At 72.1% G+C, this 23,886-nt stretch carries 20 protein-coding genes; 11 read left to right on the top strand and 9 right to left on the bottom strand.

The window, feature by feature from the left end; all coding sequences use genetic code 11:
- Positions 1-56: 56 nt before the first annotated feature.
- The 5 genes from ACFWEP_RS13415 to ACFWEP_RS13435 are packed head-to-tail and all read right to left on the bottom strand — an operon-like array spanning position 57 to position 5,559.
- The gene (locus ACFWEP_RS13415) at positions 57-1,190 is read right to left on the bottom strand and encodes an FAD-dependent monooxygenase (RefSeq protein ID WP_387369569.1); all 1,134 of its coding nucleotides are present in this window, start codon (positions 1,188-1,190) and stop codon (positions 57-59) included.
- A gap of 58 nt (positions 1,191-1,248) precedes the next feature.
- Positions 1,249-1,818 carry an ATP/GTP-binding protein gene (locus ACFWEP_RS13420; RefSeq protein WP_328718842.1) on the bottom strand — a complete coding sequence of 190 codons (570 nt, stop codon included), beginning with the start codon at positions 1,816-1,818 and terminating at the stop codon, positions 1,249-1,251.
- 5 nt (positions 1,819-1,823) lie between these two features.
- Complete coding sequence (locus ACFWEP_RS13425) at positions 1,824-2,240, bottom strand: DUF742 domain-containing protein (RefSeq protein WP_387369572.1); 417 nt, start codon at positions 2,238-2,240, stop codon at positions 1,824-1,826.
- Positions 2,237-2,674, bottom strand: a complete 438-nt coding sequence (locus tag ACFWEP_RS13430; protein WP_266710071.1) for a roadblock/LC7 domain-containing protein — start codon at positions 2,672-2,674, stop codon at positions 2,237-2,239. Before ACFWEP_RS13430 ends, ACFWEP_RS13425 begins: the two co-directional genes overlap by 4 nt.
- Positions 2,671-5,559 carry a nitrate- and nitrite sensing domain-containing protein gene (locus ACFWEP_RS13435; protein ID WP_387369574.1) on the bottom strand — a complete coding sequence of 963 codons (2,889 nt, stop codon included), beginning with the start codon at positions 5,557-5,559 and terminating at the stop codon, positions 2,671-2,673. The genes ACFWEP_RS13430 and ACFWEP_RS13435 overlap by 4 nt, the downstream gene beginning before the upstream one ends.
- A 320-nt stretch (positions 5,560-5,879) precedes the next feature.
- Here ACFWEP_RS13435 and ACFWEP_RS13440 point away from each other — a divergent pair, with 320 nt between their 5' ends.
- From ACFWEP_RS13440 to ACFWEP_RS13470, 7 genes are all read left to right on the top strand, one after another.
- Positions 5,880-8,852, top strand: a complete 2,973-nt coding sequence (locus tag ACFWEP_RS13440; RefSeq protein WP_387369576.1) for a Na+/H+ antiporter subunit A — start codon at positions 5,880-5,882, stop codon at positions 8,850-8,852.
- Entirely contained in the window at positions 8,849-9,535 is a 687-nt protein-coding gene (locus ACFWEP_RS13445) for a Na(+)/H(+) antiporter subunit C (RefSeq protein WP_387369578.1), read from the top strand. Before ACFWEP_RS13440 ends, ACFWEP_RS13445 begins: the two co-directional genes overlap by 4 nt.
- Positions 9,532-11,184: a Na+/H+ antiporter subunit D gene (locus tag ACFWEP_RS13450; protein WP_387369580.1), complete on the top strand. Its 1,653-nt coding sequence runs from the start codon at positions 9,532-9,534 to the stop codon at positions 11,182-11,184. Before ACFWEP_RS13445 ends, ACFWEP_RS13450 begins: the two co-directional genes overlap by 4 nt.
- A gap of 26 nt (positions 11,185-11,210) precedes the next feature.
- Positions 11,211-11,798: a Na+/H+ antiporter subunit E gene (locus ACFWEP_RS13455; protein WP_387369604.1), complete on the top strand. Its 588-nt coding sequence runs from the start codon at positions 11,211-11,213 to the stop codon at positions 11,796-11,798.
- Entirely contained in the window at positions 11,795-12,130 is a 336-nt protein-coding gene (locus ACFWEP_RS13460) for a monovalent cation/H+ antiporter complex subunit F (protein ID WP_387369582.1), read from the top strand. Before ACFWEP_RS13455 ends, ACFWEP_RS13460 begins: the two co-directional genes overlap by 4 nt.
- A complete protein-coding gene (gene mnhG / locus ACFWEP_RS13465) occupies positions 12,127-12,480 on the top strand; it encodes a monovalent cation/H(+) antiporter subunit G (RefSeq protein WP_387369584.1) in 354 nt (117 codons plus the stop codon). Before ACFWEP_RS13460 ends, mnhG begins: the two co-directional genes overlap by 4 nt.
- A gap of 105 nt (positions 12,481-12,585) precedes the next feature.
- Positions 12,586-13,335: a CDP-alcohol phosphatidyltransferase family protein gene (locus ACFWEP_RS13470; RefSeq protein ID WP_387369586.1), complete on the top strand. Its 750-nt coding sequence runs from the start codon at positions 12,586-12,588 to the stop codon at positions 13,333-13,335.
- Here ACFWEP_RS13470 and ACFWEP_RS13475 read toward each other — a convergent pair.
- Positions 13,301-13,750: an adenylyltransferase/cytidyltransferase family protein gene (locus tag ACFWEP_RS13475; protein WP_387369588.1), complete on the bottom strand. Its 450-nt coding sequence runs from the start codon at positions 13,748-13,750 to the stop codon at positions 13,301-13,303. The two genes, ACFWEP_RS13470 and ACFWEP_RS13475, sit on opposite strands and share 35 nt — an antisense overlap.
- Positions 13,751-13,902: 152 nt before the next feature.
- Between ACFWEP_RS13475 and ACFWEP_RS13480 the strand changes: the two genes are divergently transcribed.
- From ACFWEP_RS13480 to ACFWEP_RS13490, 3 genes are read left to right on the top strand one after another with little or no spacing between them, the layout of a single operon-like run.
- Positions 13,903-15,177, top strand: a complete 1,275-nt coding sequence (locus ACFWEP_RS13480; RefSeq protein WP_387369590.1) for a glycosyltransferase — start codon at positions 13,903-13,905, stop codon at positions 15,175-15,177.
- A complete protein-coding gene (locus ACFWEP_RS13485; protein ID WP_387369592.1) occupies positions 15,174-16,871 on the top strand; it encodes a lipopolysaccharide biosynthesis protein in 1,698 nt (565 codons plus the stop codon). The genes ACFWEP_RS13480 and ACFWEP_RS13485 overlap by 4 nt, the downstream gene beginning before the upstream one ends.
- Positions 16,868-18,109, top strand: coding sequence for a hypothetical protein (locus ACFWEP_RS13490; protein ID WP_387369594.1), 1,242 nt, complete (start codon positions 16,868-16,870; stop codon positions 18,107-18,109). The genes ACFWEP_RS13485 and ACFWEP_RS13490 overlap by 4 nt, the downstream gene beginning before the upstream one ends.
- Here ACFWEP_RS13490 and ACFWEP_RS13495 read toward each other — a convergent pair.
- Entirely contained in the window at positions 18,078-19,598 is a 1,521-nt protein-coding gene (locus ACFWEP_RS13495) for a hypothetical protein (protein WP_387369596.1), read from the bottom strand. The genes ACFWEP_RS13490 and ACFWEP_RS13495 overlap by 32 nt on opposite strands.
- Positions 19,599-19,701: 103 nt before the next feature.
- On the opposite strand from ACFWEP_RS13495, the gene ACFWEP_RS13500 reads away from it, so the two are divergent.
- Entirely contained in the window at positions 19,702-20,880 is a 1,179-nt protein-coding gene (locus ACFWEP_RS13500) for a glycosyltransferase (protein WP_387369598.1), read from the top strand.
- A gap of 130 nt (positions 20,881-21,010) precedes the next feature.
- Here the strand turns inward: ACFWEP_RS13500 and add are convergent, their stop codons facing one another.
- Positions 21,011-22,027, bottom strand: a complete 1,017-nt coding sequence (gene add / locus ACFWEP_RS13505; RefSeq protein WP_387369600.1) for an adenosine deaminase — start codon at positions 22,025-22,027, stop codon at positions 21,011-21,013.
- A 23-nt stretch (positions 22,028-22,050) separates the two neighbouring features.
- Positions 22,051-23,886: adenine deaminase C-terminal domain-containing protein (locus tag ACFWEP_RS13510; protein WP_387369602.1), on the bottom strand; the 1,836-nt coding region annotated here is incomplete at its 5' end.

A 23,886-nucleotide genomic window follows, 5' to 3' on the forward strand; every position in this document is an offset into this window, starting at 1 on the left:
GAACGGACGACCGGGCCCCGTCGGGGCATGGGGCGGAGCAAGTCCGCCCCAGCGGGTCAGTACGGCTTGACGAGCACGTGGGCGGCGCCCGGGATGCCGATCTTCAGGAGCTCGTCCTCCTCGGGCGTCGTCGGGTTGCCGGTCTCCTGCTTGAGGACCGCCCGCGACAGGCTCTGCACGAACATCGCGCGGGGGCGGCGCCGGGCCTCCCACGCGGCGAGCGCCGTCGCGACGTCCTCCTCGGCGTCCAGCGACTGGGCCAGCACCAGCGCGTCCTCGACGGCCATCGCCGCGCCCTGCGCCAGCTGCGGCGCGGAGGCGTGCGCGGCGTCACCGGCGAGCACGACCCGGCCGACGTGCCAGGGCTCCTCGACGGTCACCTGGGAGATCCGGGAGTACACCACGGCCGCCGGGTCGGTGACGTGCTTCAGCGCCTCGGCCACCGGCCCGCCGAAGGCGGTGAGCCGCTCCGCCAGCTCCTCGTGCGCCCGCTCCGGGTCCGGCCGGAAGTCCGGCTCCTCGCCGAAGACGGCGCCCAGGTACATCAGCTCGTCGGTGATCGGGGTGAGCAGTGCCTTGGCGGCCTCGTTGCCCGCGCTCATCACGACACCCTGGACCTCGGGCTGACGCGGCACGGTGACCCGCCAGTTGGCGAAGCCGGTGTACTCGGGGGTGTACGTGTCGCCGTAGAGACGGCCGCGCAGCGGCGAGCCGATGCCGTCGAAGCCGACGACCAGGTCCCAGCGGGCGGACGAACCGTCCGACAGGCCCACGTCGACCCCGGCGCCGTCGTCGGACAGCTCGGTGATCGTCGTGCCGTAGGAGACCTCCGCGCCCGCGGCCGTCGCGGCCTCGGCGAGAATCCGGGCCAGCTCGGGCCGGGGTATGCCGTTGTTCGAAGGGGCGTCGTCCATGCGCGGCTGCGGGATCTTGGCCAGCGGGGCGCCGGACGGGTCGCAGATGGTGAGGATCTCCCACTCGAAGCCCGCTTCGAGGCAGGCGTCCAGGGTCCCGATCTCCCGCATGACGTGGAGGGCGTTGGACGGCTGGATGATGCCGACGCCGAGAGCCTCGACGCCGTCGCGCAGTTCGGCGACCCGGACGGTGTGACCGCGCCGGGCGAGGGCGGTGGCCAGGGTGAGGCCGCCGATCCCGCCGCCGTGGATCAGTACGCGCAGGGGTGTTGCCATGTCTGTTCTCTTTCCCGGGAGGTTGAGGAGTGCGGGGAGGGCGCGGGCCGGGCGACCGTCAGCCGACCGCGGCCGGCAGCGCCATCAGATGGTCGACCAGTGCCAGCAGCACGTCGCGGCCGAAGGACCGCTCGCGCACGTCGCCGACGAGGAGCGGGACGTGCGGGTCCAGGTCGAGCGCCGCGCGGATCTCCTCGGGGCTGCGGGTGTTGTGCCCGTGGAAGCAGTTGATCGCCACCACGAACGGGATGTCCCGGCTCTCGAAGAAGTCGATCGAGGCGAAGCTGGTGTCCAGCCGGCGGGTGTCGGCGATGACGACACCGCCGAGCGCCCCGTTGACCAGGTCGTTCCACATGAACCAGAAGCGTTCCTGTCCGGGCGTGCCGAACAGGTAGACCACCAGCTCCGGGCTGACCGTGATGCGGCCGAAGTCCAGCGCGACCGTCGTGGTGCTCTTCCGGCCGACACCGGCCAGGTCGTCGACGCCGATGCTGGCCTTGGTCAGGAACTCCTCGGTGCGCAGCGGGGCGACCTCGCTGACCGCGCCCACCAGGGTGGTCTTTCCGACGCCGAAGCCACCGGCGATGAGTATCTTGACGGCGCTGGGCGCCGTTTGAGGGGTTGTCATCTTGCTCAGAGTCTCCGGAGTCCGTCACGTACGGCGGCCAGCATGCCCATGTCGGCCCCGCCGGAAGCCCGTGCCACCGACAGCGGGGCACGGGCCAGCAGCAGGCCCTGGGAGACCAGATCCGCCAACAGGATCTTGGTCACCGAGATCGGCAGGTCGAGATCGGCGGACACCTCGGCGACTGCTGCGGGGTGCATGCAGCGGTCGAGGATCATGCGGTGTTCCGGCTGGAGCCGGCCAGGCCGCAGCGGTGTGCCGTGCTCGTCGCGCATCTCGTGCACGGTCGTCAGCACGGTGATGAGAGTGAAGTCGTCCCGCTCGGGAGCGGTCCGGCCCCGGGTGATCGTGTACGGGCGCACCATGGTGCCCGCACCGTCGTCCTCATCGGCGTCGATCTCGTCGTCGTCCCAGTAGGGCGTCACACCCGCTGCCCGTCCCCGGTGCCGAAGGCGTCGAACTCGCCGCGCACGGGCGCGGTGAGCTTCTGGCCGACCTGCTGGACCAGGTTGTGCATGGCCAGGGACATCACCTCGGCGTCCACCTCCTGGGAGGCGACGACGGCGAGGTGGGTGCCCTGACCGGCGGTGATGATGAAGAGCCAGAGGTCGGCCAGCTCCACGATGACCTGGTGGACCGTGCCGCCGCGGAACAGCTGGCCGACGCCCCGGGCGAGGCTCTGCTGCCCGGTGCAGATCGCGGCGAGCCGTTCGGCGTCGGACCGGTCGATGGTCCGGGAGTGACTCACGACCAGTCCGTCGTCGGACAGCAGCACGGCGTTGACGGTCTCGGCCACCGAGTCCACCAAGCCGTCGAGCAACCAGTCGAGGTCCTGGAGCGTGGCCGTTGTGCGTGTCATGACCGTTCTTCTCTCGGGTTGAGGGGCGATGGGGGAGGGGTCGTCCGCGCGGGCGCCCCGTCGGCCGAGCGTGCCTCGCGCGACCGCCGCTGGAACGCCCCGATGGCAGCACCGGCACGCCGGGGAGCGGGCCTGAGCAGAGGGTTCTCGTCCCAGCTCGGGGTCCTGGGGGCGGTGGCCTGCCGGCCCGCCCCGGGATCGACCCGGAGCTCGTCGACCAGGCTGGCCTGGCGGACCCGGCGGGGGAGCGGGGGCTCCGAGCCGGGTGCCGGGGCGTCCTGGCCGGGCGGGAGCGCGGGATGGCCGGAGACCTCGGGCTGCCGCTCGCCGCTGTGCGCGTGGTTCCCGTAGGGCGAGGTGTCCGGGTCGGGCCCCGGGAAGCCGCCGGGGTACGGCTGCTCCTGGTAGGACTCCCGGTACGAGGGCTCCGCGAACGACGGCTCCGGGTAGCCGGGTTCCGGCGCCGGGTACAGGTCGGCCGACGCGTCCTGGACCGGGAAGCCGTGGTCCGGCACCGGGTACTGTCCGGCCGCCGTCATGTACGGCTGCTCCTGCGGGGCGTACCCCTGGTCCTGGGGCACGTAGGGGTCCGAGGGGGAACCGTACGACTGGTCGCCGGGACCGTAGGAGCCTTCGGCCGTGCCGTACGACTCCTGCGCGGGGGCGTAGGACGTCTCGGCGTACCCCTCGTTCCCGTAGGGCTCCGCGGGGGCGGAGTACGGGGTTTCCGGGACCGTGTACGTACCGGAGACGACCGGGCGGTCCGTGTCCGCGACGGCGGGGGGCCGCTCCTCGGACGGTTCGGACTGCGCGGACCGCTGGGAGCGGGCGGCGGCGTGGTCGACCAGTGCGGTGACCCCGGCCATCGCCCGGCCCTGGACCCGGGACGGCAGCGCGCCGGCGGAGGCGGGGGCCTCCTCGCGCACCGGCTCCGGCGCGGGCACCGCCGCGGGTACGGCGGCCACCGGGCGCCCGGTCGGGTGCGCGACCGTGAGCTCGTCGGGCACGAGGACGACGACACGGGTGCCGCCGAACGCCGACGAACGGAACTCCACCCGCAGGTCGTGCTGGTGGGCGAGACGGGAGATCACATGGAGGCCGAGCCGGATGTCCTCGGAGTGGGCGAGCACGTCCATCCGGGGCGGTCGGCTCATCAGCTCGTTGGCTTCCGCCAGTTGGTGTTCCTCCATGCCGAGGCCGCGGTCCTCGACCTCGATGGCCAGACCGCGGCTCACCTTGGCGGCGCGGACCTCCACGGGGCTCGGCGGCCGGGAGAACGTCAGCGCGTTCTCGATCAGTTCGGCCAGTACGTGCGAGACGGGGCCGACGGCCCGCTCGGACAGCCAGGGCGTCCCGTCGAGGTCGAGCACCACCCGCTGGTAGTCCTGCACCTCGCCCTGGGCGGAACGCATGACGTCCAGCAGCGGGACGGGCTTGCGCCAGCGCCGGTGCGGGGCGCCGCCGGCCAGGATGACCAGGTTCTCCTCGTACCGGCGCAGACGCGCGGTGAGGTGGTCCAGGTCGAAGAGCCCGTCGAGCACCTCGGGGTCCTCGTGCTTGCGCTCCAGCTGGTCCAGCTTCTTGAGCTGCTGGCCGATGAGCTGCTGGGTGCGGCGGGCGATGCGGAGGAGGAGGCGTTCGAACCCGCGGTGCTGGTCGGCCTGCTTGACGGCGGCGGCGAGCGCGCTGGTGCGGGCGAGGTTGAGTGCGGCGCCGAGCTGGGTGAGCTCGTCGCCGGACTTGTCCTTGCGATCGGACTCGATGGCGCGGGCCTCGGCCTCGACATCGATCTTCTCGCCCTGGCCGAGCCGTTCGACGACGTCCGGAAGGGTGCGTTCCAGCTCTTCCGCGTGGTCCTGGAGGCGCTTGATACGGCGTCGCAGGTTACGCGTGAGGCGCCAGGTGGTGAGGATGACCGCGACCACGGCGAGCAGACCGACCACCGTGGTGATCACCATCTTGACCAGCAGGGACACGATGCTGTCCTTGCCGATCGAGACCACCATTTCGGTGCGGTGCTGGAGCAGGGCCACCAGCTGGGGGGTGACCTCGTCCATCGTCGAACGCCAGGACTTCTGCGAGGCGACGATCCTGACGTACCCCTTGGAGTCGGCGTCGCGGGGCGCGAGGATCTGCGCCTCCAGCTTCGTCTTCGTCTTCCAGGCCTCACCCTCGGCCATCTTGTTCCACATCGCCCGCTCGTCGGCGGGGAGGTTGGGAAGCACCTTCGTGGAGTACTGGAAGGACTGGCCGGTGATCTCCTCGCGCAGTTGCGCGAGGTCCGCGGTGCTGAGCTTGCCGTCGGACCAGCCACGGGCCAGCAGCGCGTCCGAGCGGGACGCCATCTCCTTGACCCAGAAGAGGTCGACCAGCGGTGCGGACGCGGTGGTCACCTCGCCGTTGTCCACCTGGCTGAGGGCGGCGAAGAGCTGGAGGTCGACGTCGATGAGGTCGGTGTAGTAGCCGTAGACCACCGCCTGCTGCTCGTCGTCGCCCTGGTCGACCAACGTCCGTTGCGCGGGGAGCTGGTTGATCGACTCACGGGCCTTGCCGACGGCCTCGCGCACCTTGACGGGGGCGCTGTCGGCGGAGATGTCGGAGACCGACTGGAAGGTCTCGATCGCCTTGTCGGTGAGCTTTCGCTGGCGCTGGAGAGCCTCCTTCGAAGCATCGGGATCGGCCAGCGCCTCCGCGCTGAGCCGCCGTTCCTCCTGCAGGTTGAAGTACACGATGTTGGACGGCTGGCCGGCCTTCTGGGCCAACTGCCCCTGGGCTGCCTGCCGCTGGAAGTCGAGCAGGGTCTGACCGCTGGTGACCGCCCAGAGGGCCGCGAGGGCGACGCCGGGGACGATGGCCAGGATGAGCAGGGCTGTCCGCAGCGACATGGGGGTCGAGTCGGTGCGCCGAGACGCGCGCGTGCGCAGGGCATGCTCCTTGACGTGGGTGACGGTCTCACGAACCGTCAATTCCGTTGAGAACTTCGACACATAGATACTAGGCACAGTGAAAAAATGAAGAGAAAGTGGGCTCACATGAACAACACCGGTCCCACGTATTCCCCACACCTCTAGACGCCCCAGGGGCGCGTACCGGGACCGCCCGGGTGGTCATCAGGCGCCGCCGCGCCCCGTGCGGCGTGCCGGACGGGTGAACGCCGCCGGGGGATATATCTGTACTCAGTGCCATATTTCCCGGACGCCCCGCTGTGATCGCGCTCATCCTCTGCCACTTCGCGCTGGCGGCCTGTGCCGGTCCCCTGGTGCACCGGCTGGGCAGCCGCGCGTTCACCGTGCTCGCGCTCCCCCCGGCCGCCACCACGGCCTGGGCCTTCACGATGTGGACGAGCGCCGCCGACGGACGGCCCGACGAGTGGTCCTGGGACTGGATTCCGGTGTACGACGTCTCCGTCGATCTGCGCCTGGACGCCCTCGGCGAACTGATGGTGCTGCTCGCCGCGGGAGTCGGCACCCTCGTGCTGCTCTACTGCGCCTCGTACTTCGCCGACGACACACCCCAACTGGCCCGGTTCGCCGGGAACCTGCTGGCCTTCGCCGGCGCGATGCTCGCCCTCGTCCTCGCCGACGACCTGATCACGCTCTACGTGTTCTGGGAACTGACCACCGTCTTCTCCTACCTGCTGATCGGGCACACCAGCGAGAAGAAACAGAACCGCAGATCGGCCCTCCAGGCCCTCACCGTCACCACCTTCGGCGGACTCGCCATGCTGGTCGGGTTCCTGATCATCGGACAGGCGGCCGGAACGTACCGGATCTCGGAGATCGTCGACCACCCTCCCACCGCCTCCGTCGCCGTCCAGGTCGCCGTCGCACTGGTCCTGGCGGGCGCGCTGTCCAAGTCGGCGATCTGGCCGTTCTCCCTCTGGCTGCCCAACGCCATGGCCGCCCCGTCCCCGGTCAGCGCCTATCTGCACGCCGCCGCGATGGTGAAGGCCGGCGTCTACCTGGTGGCCCGGCTCGCCCCCGCCTTCGCCGACGTACCGCTGTGGCGCCCGGTGATCCTCGTGCTCGGCGCCGCCACCATGCTGCTCGGCGGCTGGCGCGCCCTGCGCCTGCACGACCTCAAACTCGTGCTGGCCTACGGCACGGTGAGCCAGCTCGGCTTCCTCACCCTGCTGGCCGGCGACGGCAACCGGGACGCCGCGCTCGCCGCCGTCGCCATGATCCTGGCCCACGCCCTGTTCAAAGCCCCGCTCTTCCTCGTCATCGGTGTCGTCGACCACGCGACCGGCACCCGCGACCTGCGCCGGCTCTCCGGCGTCGGCCGCTCCCTGCCGTACGTGTGCGCCGTCGGCGTGCTCGCCGCCGCCTCCATGGCCGCGCTGCCCCCACTGCTCGGATTCGCCGCCAAGGAGGCCGCGTTCGAGTCGCTCCTGCACGGAGACACCGCCGACCTCTGGACCCTCGCGGCCGTCGTGGCGGGCTCCGCGCTCACCACCGCGTACACCCTCCGGTTCGTCTGGGGCACCTTCCTCCGCAAGCCCGGCGTCGCCGACACCCCTGTCCACCGGGTCTCCGCCGCCTTCCTCGCCCCGCCCGCCGTGCTCGCCGTCGCCGGGCTCGTGCTCGGGCCCGGAATCAGCTGGACGGAGCACCTGTTCAGCCGGTACGCCGACGAGTTCCCCGCCACCGCGTACCCCTACCACCTCGCGCTCTGGCACGGCTTCGGCACCGCGCTGCTGCTCTCCGGCGTCGCCTGGGCGGGCGGCGCCCTGCTCTTCGCCGCCCGCACCCCCGTCCGCGCCCTCTCCCGGCGCGTCGCCTGGCCCACCGCCGACAGCGTCTTCGGCCACCTCCTGCTCGGCCTGGAACGCCTCGCCCTCCAGATCACCGGCCTGGTGCAACGCGGTTCGCTCTCCGTCTACCTCGCCACCACCCTGCTCGTCCTGATCGCCGGACAGCTCGCGGTCCTCGTCACCGACCGCCCGTGGGACGACGCGGTCGCCCCACGGCTCTGGGACTCCCCCCTCCAGGGCGCACTGGCCGTGCTGACCAGCGCCGCCGCCCTGCTCTGCCTCACCGTGAGCCGCCGGATGAAGGCCGTCGTACTGGCCGGACTCACCGGCTACGGCACCGCGCTGCTCTTCGTCGTCCAGGGCGCACCGGACCTCGCGCTGACCCAGTTCTGCGTCGAGACCGTCTCGATGATCGTGTTCGTGCTGGTGCTGCGCCGGATGCCGGTGCACTTCCAGGAGACCGTCAGCTCCTGGCGGAGGGCCGTACGCATCCCGGTCGCCCTCGCGGCAGCCGCCACCTTCGGAGTCGCCGTCTGGGTCTCCGCCGCCGCCCGCACCGCCGAACCGGCCGGGGCGGCGATGGTGGAGGAAGCCGCGAGCCACGGCCTCAAGGACGTCGTCGCCGCCATCCTGGTGGATCTGCGGGCCTGGGACACCATGGGCGAATCGGCGGTGCTGGCCGCCGCCGCTGTGGGCGTGACCAGCCTGATCTACCTGCACCGCAGGAGCGAACCGCCCGCCTCCGGCGACGAGCCCGCCGGCCGGGCCACGCCCGGCGCCCCCGCAGCGGCGGGAATCCCGACGCTCACCGCCGCCACCCCTGCGCACGGCACCGCCTGGTCGCTCTCCCGCGACCGCGAGGATCTCACCGGGCTCCCGCAGGGCGACGAGGGCGCCCCCGAACGCGACTGGCTCGCCGCGACCTCCACCCTCGCCCCCGAACACCGCTCGCTCGTCTTCGAGGTGGTGGCCCGGCTGCTGTTCCACCCCGTCCTGGTGCTCTCCGTGTACCTGCTCTTCTGCGCGGAGAACATGCCGGGCGGCGGGTTCGTCGCCGGGATGGTCGGCTCCGTCGCCCTGATCACCCGCTACCTGGCGGGCGGCCGGTTCGAACTCGCGGAGGCGGCGCCGCTGCCCCCCGGACTCATCACGGGACTGGGACTGTTCCTCTCCACCGGCATCGCCCTGGTCGGCCTGCTCGACGGCACGGTGCTGCACGCCTGGACCTACCACGGCCACCTGCCGGTCTTCGGCGACTACCACCTCGGCACGTCGGTCCTCTTCGACTGCGGGGTCTACCTGCTGGTCCTCGGCGTCGTCCTCGACCTCGTCCGCGCGCTGGGCGCGAAGATCGACCGGCAGATCGAGCGCGCCGCCGCGCTGCGGCACCAGGGCCCGGCCGAGGCGGGAGGCGGCGCCCGGTGACCGTCAGCGCCGCCCTGCTCGCCACGGCCGTCGTCCTCTGCGCGGTCGGCGGAATCCTCATGCTCACCCGGCCGCTCACCCGCATCCTGCTGGGCGCGGTGATCGTCGGCAACGGCATCAACCTCCTCGTGCTGGCCGGCACCGGCTCGGCGGGCGCCGCGCCCCTGCTCTACGGCGTACCGCTGCGCGAGGTCACCGACCCGCTGCCGCAGGCCATCGCCCTCACCGCGATCGTCATCACCCTCGCCACCACCGCGTTCCTGCTCGCCATGGCCTACCGCAGCCACCAGCTGACCGGCACCGACGAGGTCCACGACGACCTGGAGGACCGGCGCATCGCTCTGCGCGCCGAGGTACGGGGCGAACGCGCCCAGCTCATCGAGGAGTACCGGACGGGCGACGCCCCCACCAGCGAGGAGCGCGCCCGCTACCTGGACGAACGCCGCCGCCTGCGCCACCGGCTGCGCGCCGACCGCGCCCTCCAGGCCCGGGGCCGGGACGCGACCGGCGACCTCTGGCACGACGTGCTCGGCGCCGACCCGGAGGACTACGCGGAAGCCTCCGGCGCCCGCCCGTCCCCGGACGACCCCTCGCACCGTCCCCGCCCGGGAGACGACCGCCCGGGAGACGACCGCCCGGGAGACGACCACCCCGGAGACCACCACCCAGGAGACGCCGGATGAACGCGCTCGTCCCGCTGCCGGTGCTGCTGCCGCTCTGCGCCACCGGACTCAGCCTCGCCTTCGGCACCCGCCTCAAGCGCTTCCAGCGCTTCATCAGCGTCGCCGTGCTCACCCTCGTCCTCGGGCTCTCCGCCGGACTCATGGCCGCCACCCAGTCGAAGGGCCCGCTCTCCGTCCACCTCGGGGACTTCCCCCCGCCGCTCGGCATCACCCTGGTCGCCGACAGGCTCTCCGCCCTGATGCTGACCGTCTCCTCGGCCGTCACCCTCTGCGTGCTCGTCTACTCCCTCGGGCAGGGCATGGCCGACCGGGACGAGGAAACCCCCGTCGCCGTCTTCCACCCCGCCTATCTCATCCTCGTCGCCGGGGTCTCCTGCACCTTCCTCGCCGGAGACCTCGTCAACCTCTACGTCGGCTTCGAGATCATGCTCGTCGCCAGCTTCGTGCTGCTCACCCTCGGCGGCACCGGGCCCCGTATCCGGGCCGGCTCCACCTACGTGATCATCTCGCTCTTCTCCTCGATGCTCTTCCTCACGGCCATCGCCATGACCTACGCGGCGGCCGGCACCGCCAACTTCGCCCAGCTCGCCCAGCGCCTGCCGGAACTCCCGCTCGGGGTGCAGACGTTGATCCAGGCCATGCTGCTGACGGTCTTCGCCATCAAGGCCGCCGTCTTCCCGCTCGGCGCCTGGCTCCCCGACTCCTACCCCACCGCACCCGCGCCCGTCACCGCCGTCTTCGCCGGGCTGCTCACCAAGGTCGGCGTCTACAGCATGCTGCGCACCGAGACGCTGCTCTTCCCCGGGAACCGGGTCGGCGACCTGCTGATGGCCCTCGCCCTCGCCTCGATGATCGTCGGCATCCTCGGCGCAGTCGCGCAGACCGACCTCAAGCGGCTGTTCTCCTTCACCCTGATCAGCCACATCGGCTACATGATCTTCGGGATCGGCCTGGCCACCCGCCAGGCGTACGGCGGCGCGATCGTCTACGTCACCCACCACATCACCGTGCAGACCACGCTCTTCCTCGTCGCCGGGCTGATGGAACGCCGGGGCGGCACCACCGAGCTCACCCGGACCGGTGGCCTCGCCCGCGCGGCCCCGCTGCTCGCCGTGCTCTACCTCGTCCCGGCCCTCAACATGGCGGGCATCCCGCCGTTCTCCGGGTTCATCGGCAAGCTCGGCCTGATGCGCGCCGGTGTCGCCGACGGCAGCGTCTGGGCCTGGCTCCTGGTGGCCGGGTCCACGGCGACCAGCCTGCTCACCCTGTACGTGATGGCCAAGGTCTGGAACCTGGCGTTCTGGCGCGACGCCCCGCCCGGACAGGCACTCGACGGCACCGTACTGGAGGCCGACTCCGACGAGGACGACGACGCCGACGAGGGACCCGACCGCATGCCCGGCACCGGCGACGAACCGGTGCACCCGCTGCCCGGACCGGCCGGACGCGCCTTCGCCGCCACCCTGCACGGACGCGCCATCACCACCACGACCCGGCTGCCGCGCACCATGGTCGCGGCCACGGCCGCAGGAGTCGCGATCAGCCTCGCCTTCACCGTCTTCGCCGGACCGCTGACCGGCTACACCGACCGCGCCGCCGCCGAACTCCTGCGGCGCACGCCCTACATCGAGGAGGTGCTCGGCCGGTGAGCCGCCGATTCCCGCACGGGCCCGGGATGCCACCGCTCGCCTTCACCCTGGGCAGGAGCGGGCGCCGGGTGCTCGACCTGCCGCTCATCGCCTGGCTCACCCTGATCTGGGTGATGCTCTGGTCCACCCTGACCTGGGCCAACGTCCTCACCGGAGTGGTCGTCGCGGTGGCCGTCTGCCTGGCCTTCCCCCTGCCCCGGGTCGATCTCGGACTGCGGCTGCACCCCTGGGGCATTCTGCGGCTCGCCGGCTATCTGCTGTACGACATGTTCACCTCCGGGGCGAAGGTGGCCGGGCAGATCCTCGCCGGCCGGCCGCACCGGGCGGGCGTCATCGCGGTGCCGCTGCGCTGCCGGAGCGACCTGATGCTCACCGCCACCGCCGTCGCCGTCTCCAACGTGCCGGGTGGTGCCATCGTCGAGGTGCGCCGCTCCACCGCCACCGTCTTCCTGCACGTGCTCGACGCCGACCGGCCCGCCGAACTCGACGCGGCCCGGCGCTCGGTGTGGCGGATGGAAGCCCTGACCGTACGGGCCTTCGGGACCCGGGACGAGATCGCCCGGGTCGCCGAGCCGCCGCCACCCCACCCGCGGACCGGGAGTACCCCCGCATGAGCACGACCGAGAACGTCGACCGCTGGCTGCTGTACGTCGCGGTGGCGACGATCGTCGTCGCCGGGCTGCTGCTGCTCGCGCGCATCTGGCGCGGACCCTCGATGCTCGACCGCGCGCTCTCCCTCGACGTGTGCGCGGCCCTGATCATCGCCGGGCTCGGGGCCCGCGCGGCGCTGGTCCGCGACACCTTCTACTTCCCGATCATGCTGGTGCTGGCGTTCCTCGGGTTCACCGGGTCCGTCGGCATCGCCCGCTTCATCGCCGTCCGCGACCGGCCGCGCCCGCACCCCCGGCCGCGCCGCCCCACCGGCACGAAGGAGACCGGACCATGACCACCTGGCTCACCGTCGTCGACACCGCCGGGGCCGTCGCCATCCTGCTCGGCGCGGCCACCTGCCTGCTCGGCACCTTCGGCATGCTCCGGCTGCCCGACGTCCTCTCCCGCAGCCACGCGGCGACCAAGCCGCAGACCCTCGGCATCCTGCTGGTACTCATCGGGGTGGCGATGCGGCTGCGCAGCGGGATGGACCTCGCGACCCTCGCCCTGATCCTCTTCTTCCAGATGATGACCGGCCCGGTGGCGGCGCACCTGGTGGCCAGATCCGCGTACCGGACCGGTCAGATCGACCACGGTGACCTGCTCTTCGACGACCTGGACGACCAACTCACGCAAGAACGCTGATCCTCGGCGGGTCCGGGTGTCGCGGGGGCCGTACCGCTCGGCACCGTATGCCCGGAAACGGAAGCGTGCCATGATGCGGGGCAACCGCCGGACGCTGGGGGGCGTATGGGAAGCACGGGTACGGTGCTGCGCGAGTTGCGCGGGGCGCAGAAGACGGCCAAGGGAGTCTCGCTCTACTCGCGTTACGTGAACAGGCCCGCGGGCCGGGTGCTCGCGGCAGCGTCCTTCCGATTGGGACTGACGCCCAATCAAGTCACTTTGGTGAGCGCCCTGTTCACCTTCGGTTCGCTCGCCGCAGTCGCACTCGCCGGGCCCTCGTGGGCGCTCGGGGCGCTGGTGTGGGCCGGGCTGGTGGTGGGCTTCGCCTTCGACTCCGCCGACGGCCAGCTCGCCCGGCTCACCGGACGCGGAGGCCCGGACGGGGAGTGGCTCGATCACGTGGTGGACTGCGCCAAGATGATCCTGGTCCACACGGCGGTGCTGATCTCCCTCTACCGCTCGGACCTCCACCACATCGGCGAACAGCGCTCCGAGACCTGGCTGTTGCTGCCCCTCGGCTTCCTCTTCGTCGCCGTCCTGACCTTCTGCGCAGGACTCCTGCGCGAGCAGCTGGGCAAGGCGGCGCAGCGCGCGGACCCCGGGACCGCAGCCCCCGCCGGGCCGGTCTCCCGGGTCCGCGCAGTCGCACTGCTCCCCGCCGACTACGGGGTGTTCTGCCTGGTCTTCCTGCTGCTCGGTGAGCCCACGGCCTTCCTGGCGGGGTACGCGGCGCTCGCCGTGGTGCACGCGCTGTTCCTGGTCGCCTTCCTGGCCAAGTGGTTCAGGGAGCTGAGAGCGCTCCGGGCCGGGCGGTGAGCACGTCGAGCGCCTTGCTCAGCTGCGTGCTGGACGTGTGCACGGTGTACGGGAAGTAGACGACCTCGACGCCCACCTCGGCGAAGTCGCGTTCGAGCTTCTTCCCCTTCTCCGTGCCCCGCCAGTCGTCGCCCTTGAAGATCACGTCGAAGCGGACCTGCTGCCAGGTGTCGATCTTCTCCGGCACGGTCTCCACGAAGGCGGCGTCCACGTGGCGGATGCTGCGGACGATCTCCAGCCGCTCCGGCAGCGGGATCACCGGCCGGTGGCCCTTGGCCAGTTCGGCCATCTCGTCGGAGACGACCCCCGCCACCAGGTAGTCGCACTGACTGCGGGCATGGCGAAGGATGTTGAGGTGACCCACGTGGAACAGGTCGTACACGCCCGGCGCGTAACCCACCCTGTGCTGCACCATCCGTTCTCTCCCCCCACGGTGAACGTCATGTGCTGATGATTCCAACGACCTTACTGTGAAGAACACTTGTGCAAGCCGTGAACGGATAAGCTCGGCACGGGGCTCTCCCTCGGGGGAGCAGGGGGCCGTTCCGGGGGGAAGGCGATCGTCCGATGTCCGCTGCCGCACCACACATGCCGCTGCACGACCGACGGATCCTGGTGGTCTCGACCAACTACGCGCCGGAGCTGACCGGCATCGGCCCGTACGCCACCCAGCTCGCCGAACACTGGGCGGCCACCACCGCCCGCGCCGACGTGCTCACCGGGATGCCGCACTACCCGTCCTGGCGGACCGACGAGGAGTACCGGGGCGTCTGGCGCACCACGGAGCGCCGTGGGGGAGTCCACGTCCACCGGCGACGGCACTACGTCCCGCCCCGCCAGACCGCCCTGCGCCGAGGGCTCTTCGAACTCACCGTCCTCGGCCACGGACTGCTCGCCCCGCCGCCCGGCCGCCCGGACGCCGTCGTCGCCCAGATGCCGAGCCTCGCCGGCGGTGTCGTCGGCGCCCGGATCGCCCGCCGCCACGGCGTCCCGTACATCCCCGTGGTCCAGGACCTGATGGGCGCCGCCGCCGCCCAGAGCGGCATCCGGGGCGGCGGCAGGGCCGCGTCCGCCGCAGCGGCGGCCGAGCGGTACGCGCTGCGCGACGCGGCGCTCGTCGGCGTCATCCACGAGAGCTTCGTGCCCGGCGTCAGGGCCCTCGGTGTCGACCCCGCCCGCATCCGCACCGTCCCCAACTGGACCCATGTACAAGGGCCCACGGCCGACCGGGCGGCCACCCGCGCCCGCCTCGGCTGGCAACCGGACACCCCCGTGCTGCTCCACTCGGGGAACATGGGGCTCAAGCAGGGCCTCGACGTGCTCGTCGACCTCGCCCGGCTGGCGCCCGACGTCCGGGTCGTCCTGATGGGCGACGGCAACCAGCGCGAGGGACTGCGCGCCCGGTCCGCCGGGCTCGCGAATCTCGACTTCCTGCCGCCCGCCGCGGCCGAGGACTTCACCGACGTCCTCGCCGCCGCCGACGTCCTCGCCGTCACCCAGCGCGCCTCCGTCCTCGACATGAGCGTCCCCTCCAAACTCACCTCCTACTTCGTCTCCGGGCGGCCCGTCGTCGCCTCCGTCGCCGAGGGCGGCGGCACCGCCGAGGAGGTGCGCCGCTCCGGCGCCGGAGTGCTGGTGCGGCCCGAGGACCCGGCCGCCCTGCTCACCGCCGTACGCGAGCTGGCCGCCGACCACGCGGCGGCCGGCCGGCTCGGCGCGCGCGGAGCCGCTTACGTCGCACAGCACCTGAGCCGGGAGGCGGGGCTCGCACGCTTCGACGCCCTGCTCGCCGAAGCACTCGACAACGCCCGAGGGAACGCACGAGGGAGCGCACGCCGATGACCCATCCGATCCGGGCCCTGGACGACCAGGACGAACCGGCCCTCCTGCGCGACCAGTTCCGCCAACTGCTGCGCTACCGGAGCCTGCTCGCCGCCGGGGTGCTCGTCGGGCTCCTCGGCGGCGGTTACCTCGCCGTCGCGGGCGAGGACACCTACGCGGCCACCGGTGAGGTCCTGGTCCGTACGGCGACCGCAGACCCCTTCGCCACCGGCGCCTCCGCCGACAAGGGGATCAACATCGGCTCCGAACGCCAGACCGCGGTCAGCGACACGGTCGGCACCCTCGCCGCCCGCACGCTCGTCGCGCACGGCGACAAGGTCTCCTCCCGCGACCTGCTCGCAGGACTCCAGGTCACCAACCCGCCGAACACCCTCACCCTCCGTTTCACCTACACGGGCAGCACCCCCGAGGAGGCGCGTGCCCGCGCCGAAGCCCTCGCCACCGCCTACCTCGCCAACCGGAAGCAGCTGACCGAGGACAGCATCGAGAACATGGCGAACGGCTACCGCGCCCAGCTCAAACCGCTGGAGGAGAAGCGCGACCAGCTGGAGGAGCAGATCGGCTCCACCGCCGCCGACGACATCACCAGCGCCCGCGCGAACCTCATCGTCTCCATCTCCGGACTCAGCCAGAAAATCTCCGAGTTGAAGGCCCTGGACGCCACCCCCGGCTACCTCACCAAGAAGCCGGTGGCACCCGTCAAGCCCACCGGCGCGGGCCTCCCGCTCCTGCTCGGCCTCGGCGGGGTCGTCGGACTCGCCCTCGGACTGCTGCTCTCCTGGGTCCGCCTCGTCTTCGACCCGACCGTGCGCTCCACCCACGAGCTGGTCCGCTCGCTCGGCGCACCACTGCTCGGCACCCTCCCCAAGGAGCGCGCCGCCGCCACGGCCCTGCTCGCCATCGGACGCGGTGGCAGCAGGCTCGCCGAGGAGTACCGCGCCGTTGCCTTCCGGCTCGCCTACGACCCGGCCTTCGCCGAGAACCGCAGACTGCTGGTCACCGCCCCCCGCGGGGACAACTCGGCCGCCGCCGCGGCGGCGGTCAACGTCGCCGCCGCCTTCGCCGAGATGGGCCGCGACGTCCTCCTGATCGAGGCGGACCTGCGGACCCCCTCCCTCGCCCGCGACCTCGGCCCGGCGGTCAGCGAGCCCCGGCCCCGGTGGGCCTCGGACGACAAGCGCGGCTGGCCGGCCGGCAGCCGTACCAACGTCGACGTGCCGGGCTCCGGTGCCTTCGCCCTGGTGGCGGGCGCCCAGGTCGACAACGTCCCCCGCGCCCTCACCTCGGCACCGGTCGGACGGATCGTGGCCGAGGCGGACTCGCCCGGAGCCGTCGTCGTCGTGCTGGCCCCGCCCGTCCTCTCGTACGCCGACGCCGTCGCCCTCCTGGACCGGGTCGGCGGCGTCATGATCGTCTGTGATCCGCGCGAGGTGCACCGCAGCGACCTGGAACGCATCCGCGAGGTCGTCGGCGCGGCAGGCGGCCACCTGCTCGGGGTGCTCCTCCACCCCGGACACAGCCGGCGGGCACGCAAGGAACGCCAGAAGCACCAGAAGTCCACCGGACGGCGGGACGACGGAGGCGGTGGCGGACGGGGGCCCGAGCCCGAAGGGGACGGCCGGCCGGAGATCACCGGCGACCCGGCCGAGACGATGGGGCTGCGCACCTTCACCGTGCCGCCCACCCGCCGGTGAGAGCCCGCGGCGCGGTCGTCAGCTCCGTCGCCGACCAGGGGATCGCCGCCCTCACCAACATCCTGGTGCTGGTCGCTGCGGCCCGGCTCTCCACCGTCGCCGACTTCGCCCGGTTCTCCGCCGTCTACCTCGTCTTCACCGTGCTGCTCGGCGTCTTCGGCGCCTACACGGGCCAGCCGCTCGTCCTCACCCGGGGCGGCGAGGCGGCCCGGAACGCCTGCCGCTCCGCCGTCGCCTTCGCCCTGCTCGCGGCGGCCGTGCTCGGCGCCCTCCTCGCCGGCGGCGCCCTGCTCGTCCCCGGCGAGACCTCCCGCGCCCTCCTGGCGCTCGGGCTCGTGCTGCCGGTCGTCCTCGGCCAGGACGCCATGCGGTACGCCTTCTCCACCCTCCGGCTGCCGCACCTCGCCCTCGTCGCCGACCTGCTCCGCCTCGCCTGCGTCCTGGGCGCCCTCGGGGCGCAGAGCCACGGGGCCGGGGCGGCCCGGCTGGTCACCGCCTGGGGGCTGTCCGCCCTCCCGGCGCTGCTGCTCTCCGCCGCCCTGCTGCGGAGCCGTACCGCCGGAGCGCGCACCGAGCTGCGGCCCTACCTGCGGCGCGGTCACCTCGGGCAGCGGTTCGTCGTGGAGTTCGGGGTCGGCAACGCCACCAGTCAGCTCTCCGTGCTCGGCCTCGGCGCGGTCGGCAGCCCGCTCGTGGTGGGCGCCCTGCGCGGGGCGACCACCCTCTTCGGGCCGCTCAACGTCCTGTTCACCTCCGCCACCAGCTTCGGGCCGCCGCTGCTCTCCCGGGTCGGCGACGAACGCCGCCGGATTCGGGCCACCGCCGCGCTCGCCGGGGTCCTCGCCGCGACGGCCGCGCTCTGGGCCACCGTCCTCGCGCTGCTCCCCGACCGGATCGGCGGCCAGCTCCTCGGCGACACCTGGTCTTCCGCCGCAGCCCTGCTGCCCGCGACCGGCAGCCAGTACGCGGCGATGGCCTTCGGCACCTGCGGGCTGCTCGCCCTGCGGATGCTCGACCCCCGCACCACGCTCTCCATCCAGGTGGTGTTCTCGCTCGCCGCCGTCGTCTTCCTGATCGCCGGATACGCGGCCGCCGGAGTCACGGGCGCCGCCTGGGGCCTCTGCCTGGGCTCCGTCTGCAAGGCAGTCGCCACCTGGACCCGGGTCGCCAGGCTGCGGAGCGCCGGAGGGGCCGGTACGGAGACCGTCAGCGCGAGCGCTGTCCGCTCCGCTCCGTGAACGTGGTGACGAACGCCAGACAGAGCGCCGCGATGGCGAGCTTCCCCACCGACTGGAGGAGCGGACCGCGCAGCAGGATGAAGGTGTAACCCGCCACCAGCGGCGCCGCGACGGCCAGCACGCTGCCCGGTCCCGGCCCGGCCCGGGTGACCGCCACCGCGTACCTCCGGTCGGTGCGCGCGGCGAGGTAACCGATCAGCGCGAGACCCGCCACCATCCCGGCCGGGCCGAAGTCCACCCAGAACTCGGTCCACAGCGGGGCCGAGAGATTGGTCATGTTCATCCCCATCCACTGCCCCACCCGGACCCCGGTGTCCTCGGGCTTCCCGCTCCACGCCGCGCGCGGGACGAAGAAGAACGTGGAACCCGCGAGCTGGCGACCGTACGTATGGCCCCGGGTGTCCACCCAGGCGATGGTGTTGGCGAACATGACCGTCTGGTCGTAGTCCTTCGTCGCCAGCGGCTCGAAGGCGGAGGCCGACTGCACCGGCCGGTAGCCGCTGTCGTCGTACCGGAACCGGTCCGCGTAGGGGAAGAGCACCAGCGCCCCCACCACGCCCATCGCCAGCACCGTGCGGTACACCGCCGCACTGCTCGGGAAAGCGGTGAACAGCAGCGACACGAGGACCGTCAGGAACCAGTAACGCGCGTTCGAGATGGGGTTGTTGACGACCAGGTTGAGCAGGACCAGCGCGGTCCACGCCAGCACCGTCGACGGCGAGCGCCGGGCCCGACGCGAGGTCACCAGACGGCGCGTCCAGAAGAGCAGGGCCAGTAGTGCCGGTACCGTGCCGAAGCCCTTCAGGAACGCCGAGCCGACGTTCGACCCTTCCGAGGTGATCCCGCTCTCCGCCACGGACGCGCTGATCTCCTGCCGGCTGCTGAAGAAGATCGCGGGGCCGCCGAGCTTCACCACGTAGTAGCCGCTCGCCGCGAACGCCACCAGCAACAGCAGCCGCAGCCGCCTGCGGCTCGCGACCGCCGGACGCCCGCGCCGCGACCGTGAGGAGGAGGACCGGCGCCGCAGCGGGCGACGGGAGGCCAGCAGTGCGCCCAGGTCGAACGCGGAGCATCCGACGAGAATCATCGCGGTGGCCGTCACCAGGTCCGAACGGGGCCCCACCAGCGGAGTCGGCGTCTTCCCGATGACCGCCTGCGCCAGGGGCGCGACGCCCATCGCGATGTACACGAACATCCAGAACACGCCCTGGAGCAGCCGGCGCCGGGTGGAGAGGATCATCGTCGCCAGCCGGGCGCCCGCGTAGCACGTCAGGACCAGTTGCAGCCAGAAGACGACGTCCCGGCCGCCCGTCCCCGGCTGCGCCGCGACCACCGCGGGCAGGAAGACGACCAGACCCAGGATCAGCGGCACCGCGAGCGCGCGCGAGAGCATCGCCCAGGCCAGCGGCCTCGCCACGGGCTCCAGATGACCGCGGACGCCCCCCGCGCGGGCCCGCGCGGGCGGAACCGTGTCGTACACGGACGTCATGCGCCCCCCGTTCCGTGGACCTGCGAACACCCTAACGAATCAACCCACTTGGGGGGATGCGTTGGCTACTCTGTGCACATCGGCCGAGGTTGAGGGGAACCTGGTGAGAATCCTGCACGTCGTCACGCTGCACACCCCGGACCACGCCTTCGGCGGGCCCACCCGGGTGGCGCTCAACCTCTCCAAGGTCCAGCGGGCGGCCGGTGACGACGCGCGGATCATGGCGCTGGGAGACGGTTTCGTGCGAGGCGAACTACCCGCTGACATAGAGGGAGTTCCGGCCCTTCTCCACCAAGCCCGCCACGTTCTGCCCATGTTCGAGGTCAGCGGGATCACCTCGCTCGCGCTGCTGCGCGCCGCCCGCCGCGCCATGCGTGATGCCGACCTCGTCCATGTACACCTCATGCGGGACCTGGTGACCCTGCCCGTCGCGCTCCTCGCGCTCGCGACCCGTACCCCGCTGGTCGTGCAGACCCACGGCATGATCGACCCGACCGAGAAGCCGGTGGCGAAGCTGACCGACCTGCTCGGCGTACGGAAGGTGCTGCGCGACGCCGACGCCGTCCTGCACCTCACCGAGACGGAGCGACTCGACGTCAACGCGGTGGCCGCGCCGGTCGCCCTCACCCGCACGGTCCGGCTGGTGAACGGGGTACGCCCCCAGGAGCGCAAACCGGCCCGCGAGCCCGGCCGGCCGCCCACCGTCCTCTTCCTCGCCCGCGTCCAGGAGCGCAAGCGGCCCGAGGACTTCGTCGCCGCGATGCCCGCCGTGCTCGCCGAACACCCGGACGCCCGCTTCGTGCTGGCAGGCCCGGACACCGGGGCGCTGGCCGGCACCCTGGCGCTGGCCGAGAAGCTCGGCGTGAGGGGCTCCCTCGACCACGTGGGCCCGCTCGGCCACGAGGAGGTCCTGGCGGCGGGTCGCGAGGCCGACGTCTACGTCCTCCCGTCCATCGAGGAGCCGCTCGGGGTCTCGGTCCTGGAGGCGATGTCGGTCGGCACCCCGGTCGTCATCACCCGCACCTGCGGCCTCGGCCCGGACGTGGCGAAGGCCGGAGCGGGCCGGGTGATCGACAGCCGGGTCGGCGAGGACGCGGCCAACGCCGCCAAGGTCGCCGGAGCCGTCCTGGAACTGCTGGAACCCGGGGCCGCCGCCGAGGCGGGCAAGGCCGCCTGGGACCTGGTCAACGCCGACTTCACCATCGACGCGGTCACCGCCACGCTGCGCCGGACCTACGAGGACGTGGTCGCACGACGGGCCCGCCGACGCGGGCGGGGATGACCAAGGGACGCGCGGGTCCGGGGTCCGGGCGGCCCGGTGGCCGTGCTCCTCGACGGAGCGCCCGGCGGCCGGCAGCCCGGTGGGAGGCGGGTTGCACGTCCGCCGACGCGTCACCCGCCTCCCACGTTCATCAGCCCCGGTAGGTGTCCAGTTCGGCCAGGAAGCGCTCCCGGACCGAAGGTGCCGCCCAGGACACCTCGATGGCGTTCCGCTGGAGCAGGACCAGCTCCTCGTCCGAGAGGGCGGCGGGCCCGCGCAGCGCCGCGAGGTTCTCGGAGACGTAACCCGGGAAGTACGCCGGGTCGTCGGAGTTGACCGTGACCTTGACGCCCTGGTCCAGCAGCGCGCGGATCTCGGCGGCCTTCAGCCCGTCCGTGACATGGGCGTTGGAGATCGGGCACACGGTCAGACCGAGGCCGCGTTCGACGATACGGGCCACCAGCGCCGGGTCCTCCAGGGCGTTGACCCCGTGGTCGATGCGGTCGACGCCGATCTCGTCGAGGACCTGGCGGATGTGCTCCGTGGAGTTCTTCTGGTCGACGTCGCAGTGCATCGTCAGCCGGAAGCCCTCGGCGCGCGCCCGGGCGAAGACCTCGCGGAACTTCACCGGCGGATTGCCGGCCTCGTCCGAGTCCAGGCCGACACCGATGATCCACTCCTTGTACGGCAGGGCCTGCACGAGTGTCGCCATGGCGAACTCGGCCTGGAAGTCGCGCAGGAAGCACATCACCAGACGGCCCCGGAAGCCCGTCGCCCGCTCGGCGTCGTCCAACGCGCGGGTCAGGCCGCGGATCACCGTGTCGAAGGCGACACCGCGCGCGGTGTGGGCCTGCGGGTCGAAGAAGATCTCCGCGTAACGGACGTTCTGGGAGTGGGCCTTGGCCGCGTAGGCGGCGGCGAGGTCGTAGAAGTCCGCCTCGGTACGGAGCACGGACATGCCCTCGTAGTAGACGGCGAGGAAGCCGGGCAGGTCGTCGAAGTCGTATGCCTCGCGCAGCGCGGCCTCGTCGGCGTACGGCAGTTCCACGCCGTTGCGGCGGGCGAGCGCGAACTTCAGTCCGGGCTCCAGAGTGCCCTCGATGTGGAGGTGCAGTTCGCACTTGGGCAGACCCGCGACGAAGGGGTCCACGGTGACGGTCTCGGTCATGGCGATCTCCTGGGTACGGCGGGTCAGTTGGCGGCGGGAAGCAGGACGTCGACGACGTCCTGCGTGGTGTAGCTGACGACACCCAGGTCGGTGACGGCGTACTCGGGGATGGCGGTGATCTCCAGGAAGATCAAGTAGCCGAACGCCGAGGGGAGTTCGCAGCCGAGCGCGCGGGACGCCGCTTCCAGGCGGTCCTCCGCCTCCGCCATCTCCTCCGGGGTGATGTCGGCGACGATTCCGGCCACCGGCAGCGGCAGGAACTCCTTGATCACACCGCCGTCCACGACGACCTGGCCGCCGCCGTGCTCGGAGAGGTGGTTCACCGCCAGCGCCATGTCGGCGCGGTCGGCGCCCACACAGACGATGTTGTTGTCGTCGGGAGCGGCGGAGGAGGCGATGGCACCCGACCGCAGGCCGAAGCCGTTGATCATGGCGGTGACGGTGGCGCCGTCGTTCTTGCCGTACCGCTCCGAGACCGTGACGTACAGCGCGTCCTGCGCGAGGTCCGCGCGGACCGTGCCGTCGACCACCGGCAGCGTCATCTCGACGCCCTTGCGCACGAACGGGACGGTGCGGTCCATCTCCACGACCAGCACCCGGGCCTCGTCGCCCTCGGCGGCGATGCCGACGCCCTCCGGCGCGAGCGGGGCCACCCGGAAGGCGGGGGAGAGCGCGGGGGTACGCACCGGCGGCTGCGGGGCACGCAGGGTGCGGCCGTTCTCCGCGACCAGCTCGCCGCGCGCGAACACGCGCTCCACCTGGAAGGACTCGGGGGAGTCGACGATCAGGACGTCCGCGAAGCGGCCCGGCGTGATCGAGCCGACGAGGTGGTCGATGCGGTACATCTCGGCGCAGTTCAGCGTGGCCATCTGGATCGCCTCGACCGGGCGGACGCCCGCCTTGATCGCCATCCGGACCAGCTTGTCGAGGTGGCCCTCGCGGATGATGTCGGCGACGTGCATGTCGTCGGTGCAGAACCCGACGTGCCGGGACTGGGCGCCGAACTCGGTGACCGTGCGCACGTTCTCTTCCATGAAGTGCGCGACCGAGGACTCGCGGATGAGCAGCGACATGCCGGCCCGCAGCTTCTGGAGGGCCTCCTCGGCGGTGTAGCTCTCGTGGTCGAGGCGGACGCCCGCCGCCGACAGCGCGTTGATGGTGGTCTGTGCGGCCATCGGGGCGCAGCCGAAGATCGGCAGCCGGTTGCGGTGGGCGAGTTCGAGCGCGCGCAGCACCTTCTCGTCCCGGTTGAGGACGAACTCGGCGACCGTCTCCCACACCCCGAAGCACTCGGCCCAGCCCTGGGTCTCCTCGTGCTCCTCGGGCCCGAAGGTGAAGCCGACCGTGGTCTCGGGCAGGGTGTACGGCGTCTTGAAGGGGGCGCCCCAGAAGATCTTCATCGGGCTCGCGTCGGCCTCCCGCAGCGCCTCGCGCACCCCTTCGAGACCGGCGACGACGAGGAACTGGTCGAGACCGGAGATCACCGACGTGGTGCCGAAGCGGACCGCCGCGTCCGCGAACATCGTCACCGAGAGCTTGGAGCACTCCAGGTGGAGGTGGCCGTCGATGAGTCCCGGGGTGAGGTACTTGCCGGTGGCGTCGACGAACTCGGTGTCCGGCCCCTCGTAGGCGGCGACGTCACCGGTGGCGGCGATCCGCTCGCCGGTGATCGCGACGTCCGCCGGGTAGATCTCACCGGTGTGGACGTTGACGAGCTGCCCGCCCTTGATGATCCGGTCGGCCTTGACGACCCCTTCGGAGGCGTCGATGAGGCTGCGGAGGCTGGGGTGGTTCATGGGGTTCGCTCCAGGGCGGGTCGAGAAGGTGGTGAAGAGGGGGGAGGGTGAAAGAAGTGGGGC

It is taken from the genome of Streptomyces sp. NPDC060198, assembly GCF_042728415.1.
Lineage (GTDB): Bacteria > Actinomycetota > Actinomycetes > Streptomycetales > Streptomycetaceae > Streptomyces.